This window comes from Paracoccus sp. SM22M-07, assembly GCF_001887735.1.
GTDB lineage: Bacteria > Pseudomonadota > Alphaproteobacteria > Rhodobacterales > Rhodobacteraceae > Paracoccus.
Genome location: NZ_JPKW01000005.1, coordinates 115,924 through 135,899, shown reverse-complemented (window position 1 = coordinate 135,899; position 19,976 = coordinate 115,924). Strand labels below are relative to the sequence as shown.

Here is a 19,976-nt window from a genome sequence, read left to right as displayed (position 1 = left end):
GTTAATTGAATGCTTTGACGTCTGATCCTAGCTGAACTGACACGGGCCGCGATGGCCGTGACCACAAGAACGAAGGCAGGCATGTCATGCAGGCGACATTGAAAGACAAGGTGGCATTTTCGGGCGTCGGGCTTCACTCGGGCGCCTCGGCGCAGCTGGTGATCCATCCGGCACCGGTCGGTCACGGCATCGTCTTTCGCCGGATCGACCTGACGCCTGCCGTCGATATTCCCGCCATCTGGAGCCAGGTGACCCCGTCGCCGTTGTGCACGCTGATGGATAATGGCGCGGGTGTCACCCTGTCGACCGTCGAACACGTGATGGCCGCCCTTGCCGGGACCGGCATTCATAACGCCTTGGTCACGGTGGACGGACCCGAGGTTCCGATTTTGGATGGATCTTCCGCCTTGTTCGTCGATGCGATTCTGGAAACCGGCATCGAACGCCAGAACGCCCCCTTGCGGGCGATCCGCGTCCTGCGTACCGTCGAGGTTCGTCGCGGCGACGCCTTTGCCCGTCTGAGCCCGGCCGATCATCTGGAGATCGATTTTCAGATCGATTTCGATGATGCCGCCATTGGGCATCAGGAAAAGCGGCTGGACATGGCCAATGGGGCCTTTCTGCGCGAGTTGGCCGACAGCCGGACCTTTTGTCGCGCCTCCGATGTCGAGACGATGCGTCAAAACGGTCTGGCCCTTGGCGGCACCTATCTGAACGCCGTCGTCGTCGATGGTGCGCAGGTTCTGTCGCCCGGCGGTCTGCGTCATCAGGACGAAGCCGTGCGCCACAAGATGTTGGATGCGACCGGCGATCTGGCATTGGCCGGTGCACCGTTGCTGGCACGCTATACCGGTCATCGTGCCGGTCATGCGATGACGAACCACCTGCTGCGCGCGCTGTTCGCCGATCCGACGGCTTGGACCTGGGAAACCTGTTCGGCCGATCTGGAAGATCGTCTTCCGGGTGCCCGGATCACGGAACATGCCGCGCTTCAGGCAGACATGGCCGCCTTTTCTTTTGCGGCCGAATGAAAGCGCCCGCGTGGCGGGGTCCGGGGCTGTCGTCATCGACGCCGCGCGAAAGCCACGCGGAATTCAACGGATTGCCATTTTGCGCCCCCTGATGTTCTGTGCTAGGAGGTGCCGGCAGCGCAGCCTTTCAAGGGCGGCCGCACGGCAGAATCGTAGGGCAGGGTGAAGATGGCGGGCTCGAAAATTTCGGCTTCGGTGATGGCTGTATTGCTGTCGGGCTTGGTTCTTGCGGGTTGCGCCGACAGTCGCGACACGGCGCGCAAGGAAAATCTTGACCGATTCACCGCGGAAGAAATCTATAAGCGGGGTGAGTTCGAGCTGGAGAACAGCGGCGAACCCGAAGAGGCCGTCTTCTATTTCAGCGAGATCGAACGTCTTTACCCCTATTCCGAATGGGCCAAGCGCGCCCTGATCATGCAGGCCTATGGCAACCACAAGGCCAAGAATTACGAAGAGGCGCGCGGCGCGGCACAGCGTTTCCTGGACACCTATCCTGGCGATGAGGATGCGGCCTATGCGCAGTATCTGCTGGCCTTGTCCTATTATGACCAGATCGACGACGTGGGCCGCGACCAGGGGCTGACCTTCCAGGCGCTGCAGGGGCTGCGCACCGTGATCGAGCAATATCCCGACAGCGAATATGCCCGCAGCGCCATCCTGAAATTCGACCTGGCCTTCGATCACCTTGCCGCCAAGGAAATGGAGATCGGTCGTTATTATCTGAAGCGCGGGCACTACGCGGCTGCGGTCAACCGTTTCCGCGTCGTGGTCGAGGAATTCCAGACGACGACCCAGACCCCCGAAGCGCTGCTGCGCTTGGTCGAGGCCTATATCGCCCTTGGCCTGCTGGACGAGGCGCAGACCGCCGGCGCCATCCTGGGCCACAACTTCCAGTCCTCGCCCTTCTACGAAGACGCCTTCCGCCAGCTGCGCGGTCGCGGCCTGTCGGCCGAGGCGAAGGGGGACAGCTGGCTGACCAACGTTTATCGCCAAACCATTGAAGGAAGATGGCTGTAGCCTTCCGCCCCACAGGCCGAGGTCGCGGTCCGACATCGCATGCTCCGATCGCTTGATATCCGCGACATGCTGCTGATCGAGCGGCTGGATCTGGGGTTCGGCCCCGGATTGAACGTCCTGACGGGTGAAACCGGCGCGGGCAAGTCGATCCTGCTGGATTGTCTGGGCTTTGTGCTAGGCTGGCGCAGCCGTGCCGACCTGGTCCGTCAGGGGGCGCAACAGGGCGAGGTCCAAGCCGTCTTCGATCTTCCCCCCGACCACCCCGCCCGCGCGGTCCTGTCCGATGCGGGCATCAGCGTCGAGGAAGACGAGCTGATCCTGCGCCGGGTCAACGGCCTTGATGGCCGCAAGACGGGCTGGGTCAACGACCGCCGCGTCTCGGGCGAAGTGTTGCGCAAGCTGTCGGAAACCCTGGTCGAACTGCATGGCCAGCATGATGACCGGGGGCTGTTGAACCCGCGCGGTCACCGCGCCTTGCTGGATGCTTTCGGTCTCATCGACACCAGGACCGTCCGGACCGCCTGGAATGCCCGCCGCGAGGCTGCACAACTACTGGCGCAGGCCGAAGCCGGGCTGGAAGCAGCCCGCCAGGAAGAGGAATTCCTGCGCCACGCCGTCGAAGAGATCGACAAACTGGCCCCCGAGCCCGGCGAGGAGCAAAGCCTGGACATTGCCCGGCGGCAGATGCAGGGGGCTGAACGCATCCGCGACGACGTCGCCCGAGCTTTGCAGTTGCTGGGGGGCGACGGGGCGGAAAAGGCGATGGTCGATGCCGGGCGCTGGCTTGAAGGCGTTTCGGATCAGGCCGAAGGTCGGCTCGATCCGCCCCTGGCTGCCTTGTCGCGCGCCTTGATCGAATTGGGCGAAGCGACCCGCGGTGTCGAGGACACGCTGAGTGCTCTTGATTTCGATCCCTATGCTCTTGAATCGACGGAAGAACGGCTGTTCGCCCTGCGCGCCTTGGCGCGCAAGCATGGCGTGATGGCCGATGACCTGGCGGCTTTGGGTCATGAATTGCGCGAAAGGCTGGGCCGTATCGACGCCGGAGAGGCGCAGATCGGCACCTTGCGCGCCGAAGCTGTGGCCGCCCAGCAAGCCTATGACGATGCCGCCGCGACTTTGACAGCCGAACGCACGCGCCATGCTCAGCAGCTGGACCGCGCCGTCACTGCCGAACTGGTCCCTTTGAAGATGGATCGTGCCGTCTTCGAAACGCGCATCAGCGAAGGTGAACCGGGACCCGAAGGGCGCGACATCGTGGCCTTCACGGTGGCCACCAACCCCGGCGCGCCCTCGGGGCCGTTGGACAAGATCGCGTCGGGCGGGGAATTGTCACGGTTCCTGCTGGCGTTGAAGGTCTGTCTGGCGCGGGGCAATGACGCCTTGGTGATGATCTTCGACGAGATTGACCGAGGTGTCGGCGGGGCAACCGCCGATGCGGTTGGCCGCAGGCTGCAGGCGCTGGCGCAGGGGTCGCAGGTCTTGGTGATCACGCATTCGCCGCAGGTCGCGGCTTTGGGCGCGGTGCATTTCCGGGTGGCCAAATCGGTGACGGATGGAATGACGACATCGAACGTGGTGGCCCTGGATCAACAGGAACGCACCGCGGAGATTGCGCGCATGCTGTCGGGGGATCGGATTACCGATGCAGCGACGGACGCCGCCAAGGCTCTGCTGGCAGGTTAGTCGCGCGATTTCGGCAGCGGCCGCAGGATCGAGATGATGCGCCCCGACCGGGCATCAAGCCGAACCAGATGCCCGGAGACGATCGCATATTTGCTGCCGGCGATATCGTTGCCCAAGCCGTAATTGCCGGGATTGCGGATGCGCTGGACCTGCCCCTTGTCGGGAACGGTGCCCATGGTCGGGCGTTCGGCCGGCTGCTTGGCTGCCACACTGGCCACGCGCAGGGAATCGGGCGCATAAGGCGTCAAAGAGCCGAGGCCTAGCCCCGTCATCAAAGTTGCCACTATGATCGTCTGCGCGTTCATCGATTGCGGTTCCTGCGTCCAAGTCTGATATCCCAACCAGCCTTTTGACGCAGAGTTCCGCCCTGTCCATCACGCAAATGCCGGATTCAGCGCCCTCGGGACGTGAATCTGGGCAACATGGCAGAAAAGTCACGGCCGCGGCCGTCCTCATCCTCGACAAACCGCTGATAGAGCTGTTGGGCCAGCTGGCCCATCGGAGTGTCGGCATCGGCGGATGTGGCAGCCTGCTGGGACAGGTTCAGATCCTTCAGCATCAGTTCGGCGGCAAAGCCGGGCTTGTAATCGTTGTCGGCAGGCGAGTTCGGCCCGATCCCCGGCGCGGGGCAATAGCTGTTCATCGACCAGCTGCTGCCCGAGCTGGTCGAGACGACGTCGAACATCTTGCCGCGATCAAGGCCCAGCTTGTCGGCAAGGGCAAAGGCCTCGCAGGTGGCGATCATCGTGACGCCCAGGATCATGTTGTTGCAGATCTTGGCGGATTGGCCCGCGCCGCTGTCGCCGCAGTGGACGGTTTTCTGGCCCATGATCGCCAGCAGCGGTTCGACCGTGTCGAAGGCGGTCTGTTCGCCGCCCACCATGAAGGTCAGCGTGCCGTTCTGCGCACCGCCGATGCCGCCCGAGACCGGCGCATCCAATGCGGCCAGTCCGGCTGCGCGCGCCTGTTCGGCCACCGCCCTGGCGCTGTCCACGTCGACGGTGGAACAATCGCAAAGCACCGCACCGGCCTGCATGACGGGGATGACGCTGTCGGCCACGGCCCGCAGGATCTGTCCGTTGGGCAGCATGGTGATGACGACTTCGGCGCCTTGGGCTGCGGCTTGGGCGCTGTCTGCGGCCGTGACGCCTGACGGCATGGGGGCTGCGGTGTCAAAGCCCGTCACCTGATGGCCGGCCTTGGCCAGGTTTGCGGCCATGGGCGCGCCCATGTTGCCCAATCCGATGAAACCGATCTTCATTCAGCATTCTCCCATGTCATGTCGTTGCCGCCCAAGGGGGCAAGCAGGGCCTGCACGGCCCCCGGCGATGCGTCTGCGGCCCATTTCGGGCTGCGGTCCTTGTCGATGATCTGGGCACGTATGCCCTCCAGAAAATCGGTGCTTTCGGTCGCGCGGGCGGTGAAGCGGTATTCCCGGCCAAGCGATTCCTGGATGCGCCGATCACCCCGTGCCGCCCGCACCATGGCAAGCCCCGCAGCCATCGACAGGGGCGAGTTGCGCCGCATCGCCTTCAGGCTCTCATCGTCGCCCGCCGCCGTGACGGCATTCAGGATATCGGCGACATGACGCCCGCCAAAGGCGGACAGATCGCGATCGGCCAACGGGGCCGCAGGGGGCTTTGCGCCCTTGATCCGATGAATGTCGCCGGTGTCCTCCAGCGCTGCGATCAGGTCGGGCCATTCGGCTTCGGGCAGATAGGTGTCGGCAAAGCCCGCGTGGATGGCATCGCCCGGACCCATCCGCGCCCCCGTCAGCGCCAGATATTCGCCGATCCGCCCCGGCGCGCGACCCAAGAGCCAGGTGCCGCCGACATCCGGGATCAGCCCGATGCCGCTTTCGGGCATGGCGATGCGGGTCGTGTCCCCGACGATGCGGTGGCTGGCATGCCCGCCCAAGCCCACGCCGCCGCCCATGACGAAGCCCTGCATGAAGGCCACCACCGGCTTGGGAAAATCCGCGATGGCCGCGTTCATCAGGTATTCGTCGCGAAAGAAATTGCGCCCGACCTGATGATCTCCCGCCCGTCCGGCGTGATAGACTGCGGCGATGTCGCCCCCCGCGCAAAAGGCCCGGTCGCCGGCAGCGTCCATGATGACCAGATCGACCGACGGATCGTCGCGCCAGTCGCTCAGCGCGGCAAGCACCGCCAGCGCCATGTCATGGTTCAGCGCGTTCAGCGCCCTTTCCCGCGTCAGGGTGATGCGCCCCGCGCGCCCTTGGATGCGAATGTTCAGGTCTTCCAAAGCCTTACCCCCGTTCGGCCAGCAGCGCCCGAGAGATGATCAGGCGCATGATCTCGTTCGTGCCCTCCAGGATCTGATGCACGCGCAGGTCGCGAACGATCTTCTCGATCCCGTAGTCGGCCAGATAACCATAGCCACCATGCAGTTGCAGGCACTGGTTGGCCACCTCGAATGCGCGGTCGGTCACGTGCAGCTTGGCCATGGCGCAGAATTTGCTGGCGTCAGGCGTGCCGTGATCCAGCTTCCATGCGGCCTGGCGCAGGAAGATGCGGCTGGATTGCAGGGCGGTCTCCATTTCCGCCAGCCGGAATTGCAGGGCCTGGAACTGGTCCAGCGATTTGCCGAAGGCGTGGCGTTCGCCCATATAGGCTAGCGTCGCGTCCAGCGCCGATTGAGCACCGCCCAGGGCCGCCGCCGCGATGTTCAGGCGCCCCCCGTCCAGACCCGCCATGGCATAGCTGAAGCCGCGCCCTTCCTGACCCAGCAGGTTGTCGGCCGGGATGGCACAATCGTCGAACTGGACCTGCGCGGTGGGCTGGGACCGCCAGCCCATCTTGTCTTCCAATGCCCCGAAGGAAAGGCCGGGCGTGCCGTTTTCAACCAGGACCGTGCTGATCCCCTTGGGTCCGCTGTCGCCGGTGCGGACCATGGCGATATAGACGTCGGAATAGCCGCCGCCAGAGATGAAGGCCTTGGTGCCGTTCAGCACCCAGCCATCATCGGCTGCCTTGGCCGTCGTGCGCAGGGCTGCCGCATCTGATCCGCTGCCCGGTTCGGTCAGGCAATAGCTGAAGATCCGCTTCATCGCACAAAGGTCCGGCAGCCAGCGGCTCTTGGCCTCATCGCTGCCAAACTTGTCGATCATGCCGCCGCACATGTTGTGGATCGACAGGAACGAGGCAACCGAAGGGCAGGCCATAGACAGCGCCTCGAAGACCAGTGTCCCGTCCAGGCGCGACAGGCCCGTCCCGCCATGATCGTCCGACACATAGAGCCCCCCCAGGCCCAGTTCGGCGACATCGGCCCACAGGTCGCGGGGAATGGTCCCTTGGGCCTCCCATTCGCGGGCAAAGGGGGCGATCCGGGATTGGCCGAAATCCCGTGCCATGTCGAAGATGGCCTGCTGTTCCTCGGTCAAAGCGAAATCCATGCGGCATCCCTCCCCAGATGTGCTGAATTGAACGAATGTTTAATTGCCAGATGTTGCCAGAATATTGCAAGGCCCGGCGGTCACAGGTCGCATGTGAACTGATCCATCAGGTGGCGGGTGACGGCTCGCATCGTTTCGGACGGGGTGGCACCGGCGTTGCGGGCGCGGGCGGCGACATCGCGCTGTGCCTGTGCCGCCGTGCCCTTGGCCACCATGTCGCGCAGCCGGGCCACCTGGGGCTGGCTGTCCAGCGCGTCGGCATCCTGCGCGATCAGGGCCAGCCAATCCTCGGCGATCGTTTCGAAGGGGACGATCTGACGGGCGCCGAAATCGATCAGCCCCTCGGACGTGCCATAGCGCATGGCCCGCCAGCGGTTTTCGCCCAGCAGGAAATTGTCGTATTCCCGCCAGCGGATGTTGCTGCGCGACAGCCGCCACAGCATTCGCAGCGTCGCCTGGATCAGGGCTGCCAGCGTCACGGCATCATCGATCCGGGGGCATGCGTCGCAGATGCGGGTTTCCAGCGTCGGGAACTTGTTGCTGGGGCGCAGGTCCCACCAGATCTTGCTGCTGTCCTCGATCACGCCAAGGTCGGTCAGTGCCGCGATCGAGCGTTCATATTCGTCCCAGCTGCGCATCAGCGGCGGCAGGCCGGTGCGCGGCATCCCCCCGAAAACCGTCGTGCGATAGGATGCCAGCCCCGTATCCTGCCCCTGCCAGAACGGGCTGGAGGCCGACAGCGCCAGCAGATGCGGCAGGAAATAGGACAGCTGGTTCATCAGGTCGATGCGCTGCGCCTTGTCGGGAATGCCCACATGGACATGCATCCCGCAGATCACCATCCGCTGCGCCACGCCGCCCAGGTCGCGCGACAGCTGGTTGTAGCGGTCCTTGTCGGTGTGGTCCTGATCGCGCCAATCGGCAAGCGGATGGCAGGAGGCCGAGATCGGTGCCAGCCCGTGATCGGCGGCGTGACGGGCCACGCTGGCGCGCAGGCGGCGCAGGTGGTCGCGCGCATCAGACACGGTGGCGCAGACGGGCGTCCCGATCTCGATCTGGCAGCGCAGGAACTCCGGGCTGACCTGATCGCCCAGATCGGCGGTGCAGGCGTCCATCAGGGCCTGCGGGGCAGGGGCCAGGTCGCCGCTATCGGCATCGACCAGAAGATATTCTTCCTCGATGCCCAGGGTAAAGTCGGGTTCGGTGGTCATGGGGCGGTTTTCCGTTCGTAGAAAAGCCCGTGGTCGCAACGGACCGGGGGTGCGTGCCCCCGGTCCATCCGGATCGTTCGGATCGGGCCGCGGATCAGTCCATGGCCTTGAAGTTGAACTCTCCGCCTTCCTTGATGCCCGAGGGCCAGCGTGCGGTCACGGTCTTGGTGCGCGTGTAAAAGCGGAACGCGTCCGGGCCGTGCTGGTTCAGGTCGCCAAAGCCGGATTTCTTCCAGCCGCCGAAGGTGTGATAGGCCAGCGGAACCGGGATCGGGACGTTGATGCCGACCATGCCGATATTGATGCGGCTGGCGAAATCGCGGGCCGTGTCGCCGTCGCGGGTATAGATGGCCGTGCCATTGCCGTATTCGTGGTCCATGGCCAGCTTGATCGCCTCTTCATAGCTGCCGGCGCGGACGGTCGACAGGACGGGGCCGAAGATCTCCTGGGTGTAGATGTCCATGTCGGGGGTGACGCGGTCGAACAGGTGCGGGCCGACGAAGAAGCCGTCCTCGTATCCCTGCAGGCTGAAATCGCGGCCATCGACGACCAGCTCGGCACCCTGATCGACGCCGGATTGGACCAGCCGCAGGATGTTTTCCTTGGCGGCCTTGGTGACGACCGGGCCGTAATCGACATCGTCGCCCGCGGTCCAGGGACCGACCTTCAGCTTCTCGATGCGCGGGACCAGCTTTTCGATCAGCGCATCGGCGGTCTTTTCACCCACCGGCACCGCGACCGAGATTGCCATGCAGCGTTCGCCCGCCGCGCCGTAACCGGCCCCGATCAGCGCGTCGGCGGCCTGATCCAGATCGGCGTCGGGCATGATGATCATGTGGTTCTTGGCGCCGCCAAAGCACTGCGCGCGCTTGCCGTTGGCCGAGGCGCGTTCATAGATGTATTGCGCGATCGGGGTCGATCCGACAAAGCCCACGGCCTGGATGGTCTCGTTGTCCAGGATCGCGTCGACGGTTTCCTTGTCGCCGTTGACGACCTGCAGGACGCCGTCGGGCAGGCCCGCCTCCTGCAGCAGCTTGGCCAGCATCAGCGGCACCGACGGGTCGCGTTCGGACGGCTTCAGGATCATCGCGTTGCCGCAGACCAGCGCCGGACCCATCTTCCACAGCGGGATCATGGCGGGAAAGTTGAAGGGCGTGATGCCCGCCACGACGCCAAGCGGCTGACGCATGGAATACATGTCGATGCCGGGGCCGGCGCTGTCGGTGAAATCGCCCTTCAGCAGATGCGGCGCGCCGATGCAGAATTCGATCACTTCCAGGCCGCGCTGGACGTCGCCCTTGGCGTCGGGGAAGGTCTTGCCGTGTTCGGCCGACAAGGCCTCGGCCAGCTTGTCCATGTCGCGGTTGATCAGGTCGACGAATTTCATCATCACGCGGGCGCGGCGCTGCGGGTTGGTGGCACCCCATGCGACCTGCGCCTTGGCGGCGCTTGCGACGGCGTCGTCCAGCTCGGCCTTGGTGGCCAGCGACAGGCGGGCCTGAACCTCGCCGGTGGCGGGGTTGAAGACGTCGGAAAAGCGGCCCGAGCCGCCCTTGGTTTCCTTGCCGTCGATCCAGTGATGAATCTCTTTCATGCTGTCCTCCTGTCTGATGTTGCGGGGACGATAGCCTTGCGGAAATGCCGGATAAAGGGGAATGGTGGCAAAAGGGTTTTGCGTTTTTGCAAAGGTATCGGCATGGATTGGGATGATCTGCGGATATTTCTGGCCGTGGCGCGGACGGAAAGCCTATCCTCGGCGGGGCGGCGGCTGGCCATGGATGCATCGACCGTCGGGCGCCGCATCGCGCGGCTGGAGGCGGCGGTGGGCGCGGCGCTGTTCCTGAAGACGCCCCAAGGTTACGCCCTGACCGCCGAAGGCGCGCGCCTGATCGCCCCCGCCGAGGCCGCCGAACAGGCCGCCGCCGCCGCGGTCGAGGGCGTGCGCCGCGACGCGGGTCTGACCGGGCAGCTGCGCATCGGTGCGCCCGACGGTTGTGCAAATTACCTGCTGCCGCAGGTGGCGCGCGATCTCTGCGACGCCCATCCGGGGCTGGAGATCCAGATCGTGGCCCTGCCGCGCGTGGTGAACCTGACAAAGCGAGAGGCCGACATGGCCATCGCCGTGTCACCCCCCGATACCGGCCGTCTGGTCGTGCAGCGGCTGACCGATTACCATCTGCACCTGGCCGCCCATCGCGATTATCTGGACCGCCACGCCCCGGTGCGCACGCTTCAGGATCTGCGCGGCCACCGGATCATCAGCTATATCCCCGACATGATCTTCGATCGCGAACTGGACTACCTCTCCGCGACGGGGCTTGAGACGGCGCAGATCAGCTCGAACTCGGTCGCGGTGCAGATGCAGGCGGTCAGGGCGGGGGCGGGGCTGGGGATCGTGCATGATTTCGCCATCCCCTTCGCGCCGGGCGTGACGCGGGTGCTGACGGGACACATCAGCCTGCGCCGCAGCTTCTGGCTGATCCGCCACGCCGATGACCGCGCCTCGCGTCGCCTGACCCTTCTGGCCGAGGCGTTGGCAGCGGGCCTGCGGGCCGAGGTTGCGCGCCTGGAAGGGCAGTTGACCGCCGGCGGCGATGGTCCCACTTGACGCGGGGCGATTGTGCGATTTTGATAAGGATAACCAAGCCGAAAAGGGGGCGTCTGATGCTGGTCAAGCAACTGCTGTCGATGAAATCGGATACGGACAAGCCGTGGATCGAAGCCGGGTTGATCGTGACGATCAAGCCCGATGCCACCCTGGCCGAGGCTGCCACCCTGCTGGCCGAACAGCGGATCGGGGCCGTCGTCGTGTCATCGAACGGGCGAACGCCCGAAGGCATCCTGTCGGAACGCGACATCGTGCGGCAATTGGGCAAGCACGGCCCCTCGGTGCTGTCCACCCCCATCAGCGGGGTGATGACCAAGGCCGTCCAGACCTGCAAGCCGGGCGACGAAGGCATGGCCGTCCTGCAAAGGATGAGCGAGGGCCGCTTCCGTCACATGCCGGTGGTCGATGCCGATGGCGACATGCTGGGCGTGGTGTCCATCGGGGATGCGGTCAGCGGCCGCCTGAAGGAACTGGCGGCCGAAAAGGACGCGCTGACCGGGATGATCATGGGCAGCTGACGCAACGCCCCCGGCATCACGAACTTGCAATCCGGGGGCAAATGCGGTTTGCCTGAAGGCCGATACCTTGAAACAGGACGTCAGCCTCATGCGCATCGGCCTCTATCCCGGCACTTTCGATCCGATCACATTGGGTCATATCGACATCATGCAACGTGCCATGGTGATGGTCGACCGCCTTGTGATCGGCGTCGCCATCAACCGTGACAAGGGGCCGCTGTTCAACCTGGAGGAACGGGTCGCGATGGTGCAGGCGGAATGCGATGCCATCGCCGCCAAGACGGGCGGCGAAATCATCGTGCATCCGTTCGAGAACCTGCTGATCGATTGCGCCCGCGATGTCGGCGCGACCATGATCGTGCGCGGGCTGCGCGCGGTGGCCGATTTCGAATATGAATTCCAGATGGTCGGCATGAACCGTGCCCTGGACCATGAAATCGAGACCGTCTTCCTGATGGCCGATGCCCGCAGGCAGGCGATCGCCTCGAAACTGGTCAAGGAGATTGCCCGGCTTGGCGGCGACGTGTCGAAATTCGTCACGCCGCCGGTCTGTCAGGCGCTGATGGCGCGGTTTGACCAGGGTTAGCCGCGAACCCGCTGGCGCTGTTCACCCAAGCCTTCGATCCCCAGACGCATGACCTGCCCGTCGCGCAGATAGACGGGCGGCTTCTGCCCCATCCCGACGCCCGGCGGCGTTCCCGTGGTGATGATGTCGCCCGGATGCAGCGTCGCCAGGCGCGAGCAATAGGCGACCAGCTCGGCCACGCCGAAGACCATGGTGCGGGTATTGCCGTCCTGCTGCATGGCGCCGTCGATTTCCAGCCAAAGGCGCAGGGCCTGCGGGTCGGGGACCTCGTCGCGGGTGACCATCCAGGGGCCGATGGGGCCAAAGCCGTCATAGCCCTTGCCCTTGTCCCAGGTCGGGCCGTGGTTGATCTGCCAATCGCGTTCGCTGATGTCGTTGACCACGCAATAGCCGGCGACATGGTCCAGCGCGTCTTCCACCCGGATGTCGCGGCCCGCATCGCCGATGACGACGCCCAGCTCGACCTCCCAATCGGTATGCTGCGAGCCTTTGGGCAAATGCAGGTCGTCATCGGGGCCGGCGATGCAGCTGTTCCACTTGGTGAAGACGATGGGTTCCGAGGGCACCTCCATCCCGGATTCGGCGGCGTGATCGGCATAGTTCAGCCCGATGGCGATGAACTTGCCCACGCCCGCCACGCAGGCACCCATGCGCAGGTCCTGCCCATCGACCAACGGCAGGCTGGCAGGGTCCAGATCGCGCAACCGCTGCAGCGACGCCGCCGTCAGAACGGACCCCGAAATATCGTCGACATGGCCCGACAGGTCGCGGACCCTTCCCGCATCGTCCAGCATTCCCGGCTTTTCGGCCCCGCCTGGCCCGTAACGCAGCAGTTTCATGTGATCGTCCCCCCATTGTTCGCGTTGTGACGGGACTGTGGCACCACGGGGCGCAATGTGGAATAGCGCATGAAAAAGACCCGCCGAAGCGGGCCTTGATGGTCATGTCGGGGCAATCACTCGGCCGGCGGGGCCAGCTTCTTGGTGCCGCCATTGGCCAGCGGGTCTTCCTGTCGCTGGACCGACCCTTCGAAATGGGCGCCCGATTCGATCGCGATGGTCTTGTGGATGATGTCGCCCTCGACGCGGGCCGAGGCGGTCAGACGCACCTTCAGGCCGCGAACGCGACCGATGACGCGACCATGCACGATGACGTCGTCGCCCACGATCTCGCCCTTGATGGTGGCGGATTCGCCGACCGTCAGCTGATGGGCGCGGATGTCGCCTTCGACCGTGCCCTCGATCTGGATGTCGCCCTGGGTCTTGATGTTGCCGACGACGGTCAGGTCCGATGACAGGACCGAGGGCGTCGTGCGCGCGCGGGGGGCAGCTGCCGGGGCGGCAGCGGCCTCGGGGCTGCGTTCGGGCGCGGCGGGTGCTGCAGCCTCGGGGGTGGGCTGCGGGCCCGACGATTGCTGCGGGCGGGTATTTTCGGTTACGCGGGTCTTAGAAAACATTGTCTGCTGCCTTGATGAAGCTCATCGGGTCCACGGCACGACCTTTCATGCGCACTTCGTAATGAAGATGCGGGCCGGTCGAACGTCCAGTATTTCCCATATCACCGATGAGGTCGCCTTGCGACACCTTATCGCCGACCTTGACGCGGATGCGGTTCAGGTGGCCATAGCGGGTTTCGGTGCCCAGTTCGTGCTGGATCTTGATCAGGTTGCCGTAACCGCTGGCACGACCGGCCTGGATCACGACGCCGTCGCCCGTGGCATAGATGGGCGTGCCCACGGGGCCCGCCATGTCGATGCCTTCATGCATCCGGCCCCACCGTCGCCCGAAGCCCGAGGTATAGCGGAAGCTGTCGCGCACGGGCATGGCCAACGGCAGCTTTTCGATCGCGATGCGATAGGTGTTCATCTGGTCCAGCGTGACGATGATCTGCCGGGCCTTGGTTTCCCCCTGGCTCAGCGCCGCGTTGCCGCGGGTCGAATAGGACATCGGCGTCAGCGGGCCGCCCTGACCGGAATAGCCGCGGCGAATTGTGTTCAGAACGTCGTCGGGGTTCATGCCCACCGACCGGAAGACATCGTCCAGCGGCTTGACCGACACGGAAACGGCGTCCTCCAGCTGGGCCAGGATCTCGTCGTTGCGGGCCAGGATCTGGTCGCGTTCGACGGCCAGTTCATGCGCGGTCAGCTGGGCCTCGGCGGCTTCCAGTTCGGCCGAGGCGCGCTGGTCGGCGGCGCTGCGCAATTCGTTCGACAGAATGTCCAGCGCGACCGAGAATTCGCCACTGCGATCCGGTGCGGCCTGGTCGTTCGCCTCGGCGGTGACGATGGCCTTGGCCTCGTCGCGTTCGCTGATCGCGTCGCGCAGCGTGGTCTGGACGGCATCAAGCCCGGTCTCGACCTCGCGGCGCTGCTGTTCGGATGTCAGCAGCTGGCTTTGCATCTTCGAGACCTGGTCCAGCGCGACCGTGAAACGGTTCTGCGCGGCCAGCGCCTCGGCGGCGCGGGCGTCGCGCTCGGCGGACAACTGGTCCAGACGCTCCTCGAAGGCCGATTGCGCGCGCAGCATCTGGTCGCGCGAATTGCCCGAACTGACCGCATCGATCACCAGGAAGGAACTGGCGACCAGCGTCCAGCCGAAGACCACGGTGATGCCGCTGATGCCGACAAGCTGGGTCACGGGGCGCAGGCGGACGAAACGCGTGGTGTCATCGGACCGCAGGAACAGACGCTGCTCGGGCAGCCATTTTTCCAGCGACGCGTTCAGTCGATCCATAACTGCCATTGTCTGACACTGTCCCTCGAATGCGCGCCTTCGATGAAGCATCTGACGCGTCGGTTCCGTTCAGCGTCGGGTAAACAGTACCTGTGCCTTCTTGGCAACAGGGTCGCGCCCTTGGGTTCCCTGAATTGGCGGATCTCTGCTGCTGTCGGCGGTAAATTGCCCAAAACCCACGGGGGCTATTGATTCTTCACGCTATTTCATAGGGCAGCGGTCCGTCGCGATCGGCCGGGATGCGCAGGGGGCGGTCCATCGGCGGCACGGAACGCTGATGACAATCGCGGCGGGGACAGATGCGGCACGAAATGCCGATCGGATCGAAGACCCGCGGCTTGGTCAGGTCCAGCCCGTCGGCATAGACCATCCCCTCGGCCTGGGTGACCTCGCATCCCAGACCGATGGCGAAACGGCGCACGGGCGCGTTGAAGGCGCCGGCATGTTTCGACACATCGCGCGACAGCAGCAGATAGCGGACCCCGTCCGGCGTCTCGGCCAGCTGGCGCAGAAAGCGGCCCGGCTGTTCGAACGCCTGATGCACGTTCCACAAGGGGCAGGCCCCGCCGAAGCGGGCGAATTGCAGGCGGGTCGCGGAATGGCGCTTGGTGATGGTGCCGGCCTGATCGACGCGGACAAAGAAGAAGGGCACCCCCTTGGCGCCGGGACGCTGCAGCGTCGACAGCCGATGGGCCACCTGCTCCAGCGACCCGCCGAACAGGTGGGACAGGCGTTCCAGGTCGTGACGCTCGGCCTTGGCGGCGGCCATGAAGGCGCGATAAGGCATCAGCGCGGCCCCCGCGAAGTAATTGGCCATGCCGACCCGCGCGATTTCGCGGGCTGTCTCGCTGCGGAAACGGGCCAGGTCCAGCGTCGCCTCCAGAAGGTCGTTCTGGCGTTCCAGGGCCACCAGGTGCAACAGCTGGAACAGGCGGGTCGCGGGTTCGGATGCGGCATTCACCAGGATCTGGTCGCCCTGCCTGCGAAAGACGGAATTGGCGGGCATTTCAGCCAGTTGGACCTGAATGTTGCGCTTGGCCAAGGCCGTGACGGCCAGCTGCCAGGGGTCCTGTCGCACGCCATCGGGACAGGCGAAATGTTCGGCGGCGCGGTCCACGGCATCGATATAGTTGTCGCAGTAATGGAAGAAGTCGCGGACCTCCTCCCACGGTGTGGACAGGCTGTTGCGGCCGTCGGCCCCAATCGCCTGATCCATCGCCGCCAGCCGTTCCTGTCCCTGCCGATGCGCGCGATAAAGGTCCAGGAAGGCGCGCGCCAGCACCGGCGCATTCGTTGCGGCCAGCCGCAGATCGGCCAGGGGTGGCGTGGCGTCGAACAGCGGATCGGCCAGCGCTTCCTGCATGTCGATGACCATGCGTTCGGCGTCGCCTGCCGCCAGCGTCGTCAGGTCCATGCCGAATTCCTGCGCCAGCCGCAGCAGCGCCCCCGCCGAGATCGGCCTGTGGTTGTTCTCCATCTGGGACAGATAGGGCAGCGAGACGCCAAGCGTCTCGGCAAAGCGCTTCTGGGTCAGGCCGGCACGGGCGCGCGTTTCGCGTAGCGCGCTGCCGGCATAGATCTTTTGCGTGGCCATGCTGTCCCCACCGTTGCAAAGCCAGTGTTAGCCTTTGCAAAGGCGCCGCGGCAAGTCCCCCGTGGCGGGGTCAGGCGGGCTGCATGATGCGGCGTTCGCGGTGAAAGACCCAGGCTATGGCCAGAAGCGATCCGAAGGCCGAACAGCACATGATCGTCAGCAGGGGCGTCGCCCCGCTGCCCGGTTGCAGCAGCGCCCCGGCCAGCGCCGAGAGCGCCGCCCCCCCCGCCACGGCCAGCGCGCCCCCCAGTCCCGACGCGGTTCCGGCCAGTTCGGGGCGGATGCTCATCATCCCGGCATTGGCATTGGGCAGGACCATGCCGTTGCCAAGGCCCATCGTGGCGATGGCCCCGAAGAAGATCAGCGGACGCACATGGCCCGCCAGATCGGCCAGCAGGCCCACGGTCAGCGCGACAAGGCAGGTGATCGCGCCGATCAGGATCATCCGGTTCAGCCCCAGCCGGGTCGAATTGCGGGCCGAGATGAAGTTGCCGGTGATATAGCCGATGCTGGGCGCGGCGAACCAATATCCCACCTGTGCCGGCGTCAGCCCGAAGACCTGGTCGCCCACGAACGGCGCCCCGCCCAGATAGGCGAAGAACGCCCCCGAGGACAGCGTCGCCGCGAGGCAATAGCCCCAGAACCGGTGCGATCGAAACAGGATCGGGTAATTCGCCATCTGCCGGCGCAGCGACATGCCGCCGTCGCGGACCGTTTCGCCCATGTCGCGCCAGGCGATGGCCAGGACGATCAGCGCCAGCAGCCCCATCACGGCGAAATTGGCCTGCCAGCCGAACAGTTCGTCCAGGACGCCGCCGAAGACCGGGGCCATCATCGGCACGACCGCCATGCCCATGGTGACATAGCCCAGCATCGAGGCCGCCCGATCCCCGTCATACAGATCGCGCACCACCGCGCGGGGCACCAGCATGCAGACGGTGATGACCGATTGCAGCAGCCGAAAGATCAGGAAGGTGGTGATGTCGCCCGCCAGCATGGTGCCGATCGTGGCCAGCAGGAACAGCACCAGCGACCACAGCACCACCGGCCTGCGCCCGAAGCGGTCGCTGATCGGCCCGCCCAGCAGCTGCAGCACCGCGCTGGCCCCGATATAGGCCGAGACCGACAGCTGCATGACCCCGTAATCCACGTCGAAATCCCGTGCCATGCCGGGCAGGGACGGCAGGAAGACGTTCATCGACAGTGCCGAGACGCCCGACAGGACGACAAGGGTCAGCAGGTGGGGGGCGGTTCGCGTTCGTGACATCGGCTTTCCTGGTCGCTCCGGTGCGGGCGCGACAGCTTCCACCGAATATGCAGATCGTGCAAGACTAGTGATCGACGAAAGGTGCGGCATTCCCCCACAGGTCCCTGACCCGCTGATCGCGCCCGCAGGACTCGCGATAGAGCTTGTAGGCCGAGGCCTTGGACCGGGGGCCGAAGCGCGTCAGGATCAGGTCGCCCTGCTTGTAGTAATCCTGGTGATAGGCATCGGCGTCATAGAAGGGCCCGGCATCCAGGATCGGGGTCACGATCTTCTGGCCCAGATCGGCGGCCGCCTGCGCCTTGGCGCGTTCGGCCGAACGGCGTTCGGCGGCATTGCGCACGAAGATGGCGGTGCGATAGCTGTCGCCCCTGTCGCAGAACTGCCCGCCGGGATCGGTGGGGTTCACCGATCGGAAGAACGCATACATCAGCTGGTCATAGCTGACCTTGGCGGGGTCATAGATAATGCGGGCGGCTTCGTAATGGCCGGTGCCGCCGTCGGTCACCTGTTCATAGCTGGGATTGGCCACGGCGCCGCCGGTAAAGCCGGAATAGACCTCGGCGACGCCGGCCATCTTTTCGAAATCGGCCTCGACGCACCAGAAGCAGCCCCCCGCCACGATGGCGGTTTCCTGCGCCTGGCTGAGCGCGGGGCCGGCGGCGAAACCAAGGGCGGCGGACGCCGCCAGCGCAAGGCGAAGGGAATGGGTCATGGGGCCTCCTGTGGTTCCCGCCATCGTGCGGGCAGGGGGCCTGTCGATCAAGTCAAGCGCGCGTGATGGCGGTCAATCCCACTGTGTCTGGCGGTCGCGGGCCAGGTTGCCAAAGCGGGTGAACTGGCCTTCGAAGGACAGTTCGACCGTGCCGATGGGACCGTGGCGCTGCTTGCCCAGAATGACCTCGGCTTTGCCATGGACGTTTTCCATGATCTGCTGCCACTTGGCCATCGCGTCCAGATCGGCATCCGAGGGCTTTTCGCGTTCTTTGTAATATTCCTCGCGGAAGACGAACATCACGATGTCGGCGTCCTGTTCGATCGAACCGGATTCGCGAAGGTCGCTCAGCTGCGGACGCTTGTCCTCGCGGTTTTCGACCTGGCGCGACAGCTGCGACAGGGCGATGACGGGGATATTCAGTTCCTTGGCGACGGCCTTCAGCCCTTGGGTGATTTCCGACACCTCGTTCACGCGGCTGTCCTTGGCCGATGCGGCCTTCAGCAGCTGAAGATAGTCGACCATCAGGACGTCCAGCCCATGCGTCCGCTTCAGCTTGCGGGCGCGGGCGGCCAGCTGGTTGATGGGCAAGGCGGGCGTGTCGTCGATGAACAGCGGGCAGTTCTGCAGCGCATGGGCCGCCTCGACGAAACGCCGGAACTCGGCCTCGTCCATGTTGCCTGAACGGATGCGTTCGCTTGGTACCTCGGCGGCCTCGGAGAGGATGCGTGCGGCCAGCTGTTCGGCCGACATCTCCAGGCTGAAAAAGCCCACGACCCCGCCTTCGACCGTGCCATGGGTGCCGTCGGGCTTTTCGCCCATCTTGTGGGCCTTGGCGATGTTGAAGGCGATGTTCGTGGCCAGCGATGTCTTGCCCATCGACGGGCGGCCCGCCAGGATGATCAGGTCCGAATTGTTCAGACCGCCCATCTTGCCGTCCAGATCGACCAGCCCGGTCGAGATGCCCGACAGTTTCCCGTCGCGCTGATAGGCGGCGTTGGCGACCTGCACGGCACCGGTGACGGCCTTGAGGAAGCTTTGGAAGCCGCGTTCCGCGACGCCCTGTTCACCCAGCTTGTAGAGCGTCTGTTCGGCGGCCTTGATCTGTTCCTCGGCCTCGTCGCCGACCTCGACCATGGAGGCGCGGGCGGTGATGTCCTGGCCCAACTGCATCAGTTCGCGGCGCAGGGCGAATTCGCGGATCATCTGGGCGTAGTCGCGCGCGGCATAGGCGCTGATCGCGGCGCTGGCCATGCGCGCCAGATAGGCCGGGCCGCCCAGTTCCTTCAGGCCCTCGTCGTTTTCCAGAAAGGCCTTGATGGTGACGGGGCTGGCCAAGGCGTTCTTGCGGATGCGTTCGCCGCAGATGTCGAAGATGCGGGCATGGACGGGGTGATAGAAATGGTCGCCCTTGATGATCTGGCTGACCCGGTCGAACACGTCGTTATTGGTCAGCAGCGCGCCCAGCAGCTGCTGCTCCGCCTCGAGCGAATAGGGGATCGATGTCTTTTCGCCCTCGTCGCTGTCCTGACCCGGGGTGATGACGCGTAGTCCGGTCATGTCCATGCCGCCTTCCTGATGTTCGAAGCTGCGAGTCTA

Annotated in this window: 19 protein-coding genes; 6 read left to right on the top strand and 13 right to left on the bottom strand. The window is 65.1% G+C overall.

The features are described from left to right. Positions 1-86: 86 nt before the first annotated feature. From lpxC to recN, 3 genes are all read left to right on the top strand, one after another. Positions 87-1,031 (top strand): UDP-3-O-acyl-N-acetylglucosamine deacetylase, encoded by a 945-nt coding sequence (gene lpxC, locus IE00_RS10175; protein ID WP_072297003.1) that lies wholly within the window; start codon positions 87-89, stop codon positions 1,029-1,031. Positions 1,032-1,199: 168 nt separating this feature from the next. Next, positions 1,200-2,048, top strand: coding sequence for an outer membrane protein assembly factor BamD (locus IE00_RS10170; RefSeq protein WP_072297002.1), 849 nt, complete (start codon positions 1,200-1,202; stop codon positions 2,046-2,048). A 39-nt stretch (positions 2,049-2,087) separates the two neighbouring features. Continuing rightward, on the top strand, positions 2,088-3,734 hold the full coding sequence (gene recN, locus IE00_RS10165) for a DNA repair protein RecN (RefSeq protein WP_072297001.1): 1,647 nt from the start codon (positions 2,088-2,090) through the stop codon (positions 3,732-3,734). Here the strand turns inward: recN and IE00_RS10160 are convergent. The 6 genes from IE00_RS10160 to IE00_RS10135 all read right to left on the bottom strand — a co-directional run bounded on the left by IE00_RS10160 (position 3,731) and on the right by IE00_RS10135 (position 9,954). After that, positions 3,731-4,039: a hypothetical protein gene (locus tag IE00_RS10160; RefSeq protein ID WP_139291391.1), complete on the bottom strand. Its 309-nt coding sequence runs from the start codon at positions 4,037-4,039 to the stop codon at positions 3,731-3,733. The two genes, recN and IE00_RS10160, sit on opposite strands and share 4 nt — an antisense overlap. Before the next feature lie 86 nt (positions 4,040-4,125). Further along, positions 4,126-4,995: a 3-hydroxyisobutyrate dehydrogenase gene (gene mmsB / locus IE00_RS10155; RefSeq protein ID WP_072296999.1), complete on the bottom strand. Its 870-nt coding sequence runs from the start codon at positions 4,993-4,995 to the stop codon at positions 4,126-4,128. After that, positions 4,992-5,999 carry an enoyl-CoA hydratase/isomerase family protein gene (locus IE00_RS10150; protein ID WP_072296998.1) on the bottom strand — a complete coding sequence of 336 codons (1,008 nt, stop codon included), beginning with the start codon at positions 5,997-5,999 and terminating at the stop codon, positions 4,992-4,994. The genes mmsB and IE00_RS10150 overlap by 4 nt, the downstream gene beginning before the upstream one ends. Before the next feature lie 4 nt (positions 6,000-6,003). After that, on the bottom strand, positions 6,004-7,149 hold the full coding sequence (locus IE00_RS10145; RefSeq protein ID WP_072296997.1) for an acyl-CoA dehydrogenase family protein: 1,146 nt from the start codon (positions 7,147-7,149) through the stop codon (positions 6,004-6,006). Between the two features lie 80 nt (positions 7,150-7,229). Continuing rightward, positions 7,230-8,360 (bottom strand): carboxylate-amine ligase, encoded by a 1,131-nt coding sequence (locus IE00_RS10140; RefSeq protein WP_072296996.1) that lies wholly within the window; start codon positions 8,358-8,360, stop codon positions 7,230-7,232. Between the two features lie 94 nt (positions 8,361-8,454). Next, complete coding sequence (locus tag IE00_RS10135; RefSeq protein ID WP_072296995.1) at positions 8,455-9,954, bottom strand: CoA-acylating methylmalonate-semialdehyde dehydrogenase; 1,500 nt, start codon at positions 9,952-9,954, stop codon at positions 8,455-8,457. 102 nt (positions 9,955-10,056) lie between these two features. On the opposite strand from IE00_RS10135, the gene IE00_RS10130 reads away from it, so the two are divergent. The 3 genes from IE00_RS10130 to coaD all read left to right on the top strand — a co-directional run bounded on the left by IE00_RS10130 (position 10,057) and on the right by coaD (position 12,072). Then, positions 10,057-10,968, top strand: coding sequence for a LysR family transcriptional regulator (locus IE00_RS10130; protein WP_072296994.1), 912 nt, complete (start codon positions 10,057-10,059; stop codon positions 10,966-10,968). Positions 10,969-11,024: 56 nt separating this feature from the next. Continuing rightward, positions 11,025-11,486, top strand: a complete 462-nt coding sequence (locus IE00_RS10125) for a CBS domain-containing protein (RefSeq protein WP_072296993.1) — start codon at positions 11,025-11,027, stop codon at positions 11,484-11,486. A gap of 88 nt (positions 11,487-11,574) precedes the next feature. Further along, positions 11,575-12,072, top strand: coding sequence for a pantetheine-phosphate adenylyltransferase (gene coaD, locus IE00_RS10120; RefSeq protein WP_072296992.1), 498 nt, complete (start codon positions 11,575-11,577; stop codon positions 12,070-12,072). Here coaD and IE00_RS10115 read toward each other — a convergent pair. The 7 genes from IE00_RS10115 to IE00_RS10085 form a co-directional block, all read right to left on the bottom strand. Continuing rightward, positions 12,069-12,911: a fumarylacetoacetate hydrolase family protein gene (locus IE00_RS10115; protein WP_072296991.1), complete on the bottom strand. Its 843-nt coding sequence runs from the start codon at positions 12,909-12,911 to the stop codon at positions 12,069-12,071. The two genes, coaD and IE00_RS10115, sit on opposite strands and share 4 nt — an antisense overlap. Before the next feature lie 116 nt (positions 12,912-13,027). Next, a complete protein-coding gene (locus tag IE00_RS10110; protein ID WP_072296990.1) occupies positions 13,028-13,528 on the bottom strand; it encodes a polymer-forming cytoskeletal protein in 501 nt (166 codons plus the stop codon). Then, entirely contained in the window at positions 13,518-14,813 is a 1,296-nt protein-coding gene (locus IE00_RS10105; RefSeq protein ID WP_072296989.1) for a M23 family metallopeptidase, read from the bottom strand. The genes IE00_RS10110 and IE00_RS10105 overlap by 11 nt, the downstream gene beginning before the upstream one ends. A 187-nt stretch (positions 14,814-15,000) precedes the next feature. Further along, positions 15,001-16,398 carry a short-chain fatty acyl-CoA regulator family protein gene (locus IE00_RS10100; RefSeq protein WP_072296988.1) on the bottom strand — a complete coding sequence of 466 codons (1,398 nt, stop codon included), beginning with the start codon at positions 16,396-16,398 and terminating at the stop codon, positions 15,001-15,003. Positions 16,399-16,468: 70 nt separating this feature from the next. Next, positions 16,469-17,665, bottom strand: coding sequence for a multidrug effflux MFS transporter (locus IE00_RS10095; protein WP_072296987.1), 1,197 nt, complete (start codon positions 17,663-17,665; stop codon positions 16,469-16,471). 64 nt (positions 17,666-17,729) lie between these two features. After that, on the bottom strand, positions 17,730-18,377 hold the full coding sequence (gene msrA / locus IE00_RS10090; RefSeq protein WP_072296986.1) for a peptide-methionine (S)-S-oxide reductase MsrA: 648 nt from the start codon (positions 18,375-18,377) through the stop codon (positions 17,730-17,732). Between the two features lie 72 nt (positions 18,378-18,449). Next, a complete protein-coding gene (locus IE00_RS10085) occupies positions 18,450-19,937 on the bottom strand; it encodes a replicative DNA helicase (protein WP_072297087.1) in 1,488 nt (495 codons plus the stop codon). Positions 19,938-19,976 lie beyond the last annotated feature (39 nt).

What these genes read in the sequence shown, in the direction of transcription:
- IE00_RS10135 (WP_072296995.1), bottom strand. Translation starts at nt 9,954, where the DNA reads ATGAAAGAGATTCATCACTGGATCGACGGCAAGGAAACCAAGGGCGGC.
- lpxC (WP_072297003.1), top strand. Translation starts at nt 87, where the DNA reads ATGCAGGCGACATTGAAAGACAAGGTGGCATTTTCGGGCGTCGGGCTT.
- IE00_RS10095 (WP_072296987.1), bottom strand. Translation starts at nt 17,665, where the DNA reads ATGTCACGAACGCGAACCGCCCCCCACCTGCTGACCCTTGTCGTCCTG.
- IE00_RS10145 (WP_072296997.1), bottom strand. Translation starts at nt 7,149, where the DNA reads ATGGATTTCGCTTTGACCGAGGAACAGCAGGCCATCTTCGACATGGCA.
- IE00_RS10140 (WP_072296996.1), bottom strand. Translation starts at nt 8,360, where the DNA reads ATGACCACCGAACCCGACTTTACCCTGGGCATCGAGGAAGAATATCTT.
- mmsB (WP_072296999.1), bottom strand. Translation starts at nt 4,995, where the DNA reads ATGAAGATCGGTTTCATCGGATTGGGCAACATGGGCGCGCCCATGGCC.
- IE00_RS10110 (WP_072296990.1), bottom strand. Translation starts at nt 13,528, where the DNA reads ATGTTTTCTAAGACCCGCGTAACCGAAAATACCCGCCCGCAGCAATCG.
- IE00_RS10085 (WP_072297087.1), bottom strand. Translation starts at nt 19,937, where the DNA reads ATGACCGGACTACGCGTCATCACCCCGGGTCAGGACAGCGACGAGGGC.
- IE00_RS10130 (WP_072296994.1), top strand. Translation starts at nt 10,057, where the DNA reads ATGGATTGGGATGATCTGCGGATATTTCTGGCCGTGGCGCGGACGGAA.
- IE00_RS10105 (WP_072296989.1), bottom strand. Translation starts at nt 14,813, where the DNA reads ATGGCAGTTATGGATCGACTGAACGCGTCGCTGGAAAAATGGCTGCCC.
- IE00_RS10115 (WP_072296991.1), bottom strand. Translation starts at nt 12,911, where the DNA reads ATGAAACTGCTGCGTTACGGGCCAGGCGGGGCCGAAAAGCCGGGAATG.
- IE00_RS10170 (WP_072297002.1), top strand. Translation starts at nt 1,200, where the DNA reads ATGGCGGGCTCGAAAATTTCGGCTTCGGTGATGGCTGTATTGCTGTCG.
- IE00_RS10125 (WP_072296993.1), top strand. Translation starts at nt 11,025, where the DNA reads ATGCTGGTCAAGCAACTGCTGTCGATGAAATCGGATACGGACAAGCCG.
- IE00_RS10100 (WP_072296988.1), bottom strand. Translation starts at nt 16,398, where the DNA reads ATGGCCACGCAAAAGATCTATGCCGGCAGCGCGCTACGCGAAACGCGC.
- IE00_RS10160 (WP_139291391.1), bottom strand. Translation starts at nt 4,039, where the DNA reads ATGAACGCGCAGACGATCATAGTGGCAACTTTGATGACGGGGCTAGGC.
- recN (WP_072297001.1), top strand. Translation starts at nt 2,088, where the DNA reads ATGCTCCGATCGCTTGATATCCGCGACATGCTGCTGATCGAGCGGCTG.
- msrA (WP_072296986.1), bottom strand. Translation starts at nt 18,377, where the DNA reads ATGACCCATTCCCTTCGCCTTGCGCTGGCGGCGTCCGCCGCCCTTGGT.
- coaD (WP_072296992.1), top strand. Translation starts at nt 11,575, where the DNA reads ATGCGCATCGGCCTCTATCCCGGCACTTTCGATCCGATCACATTGGGT.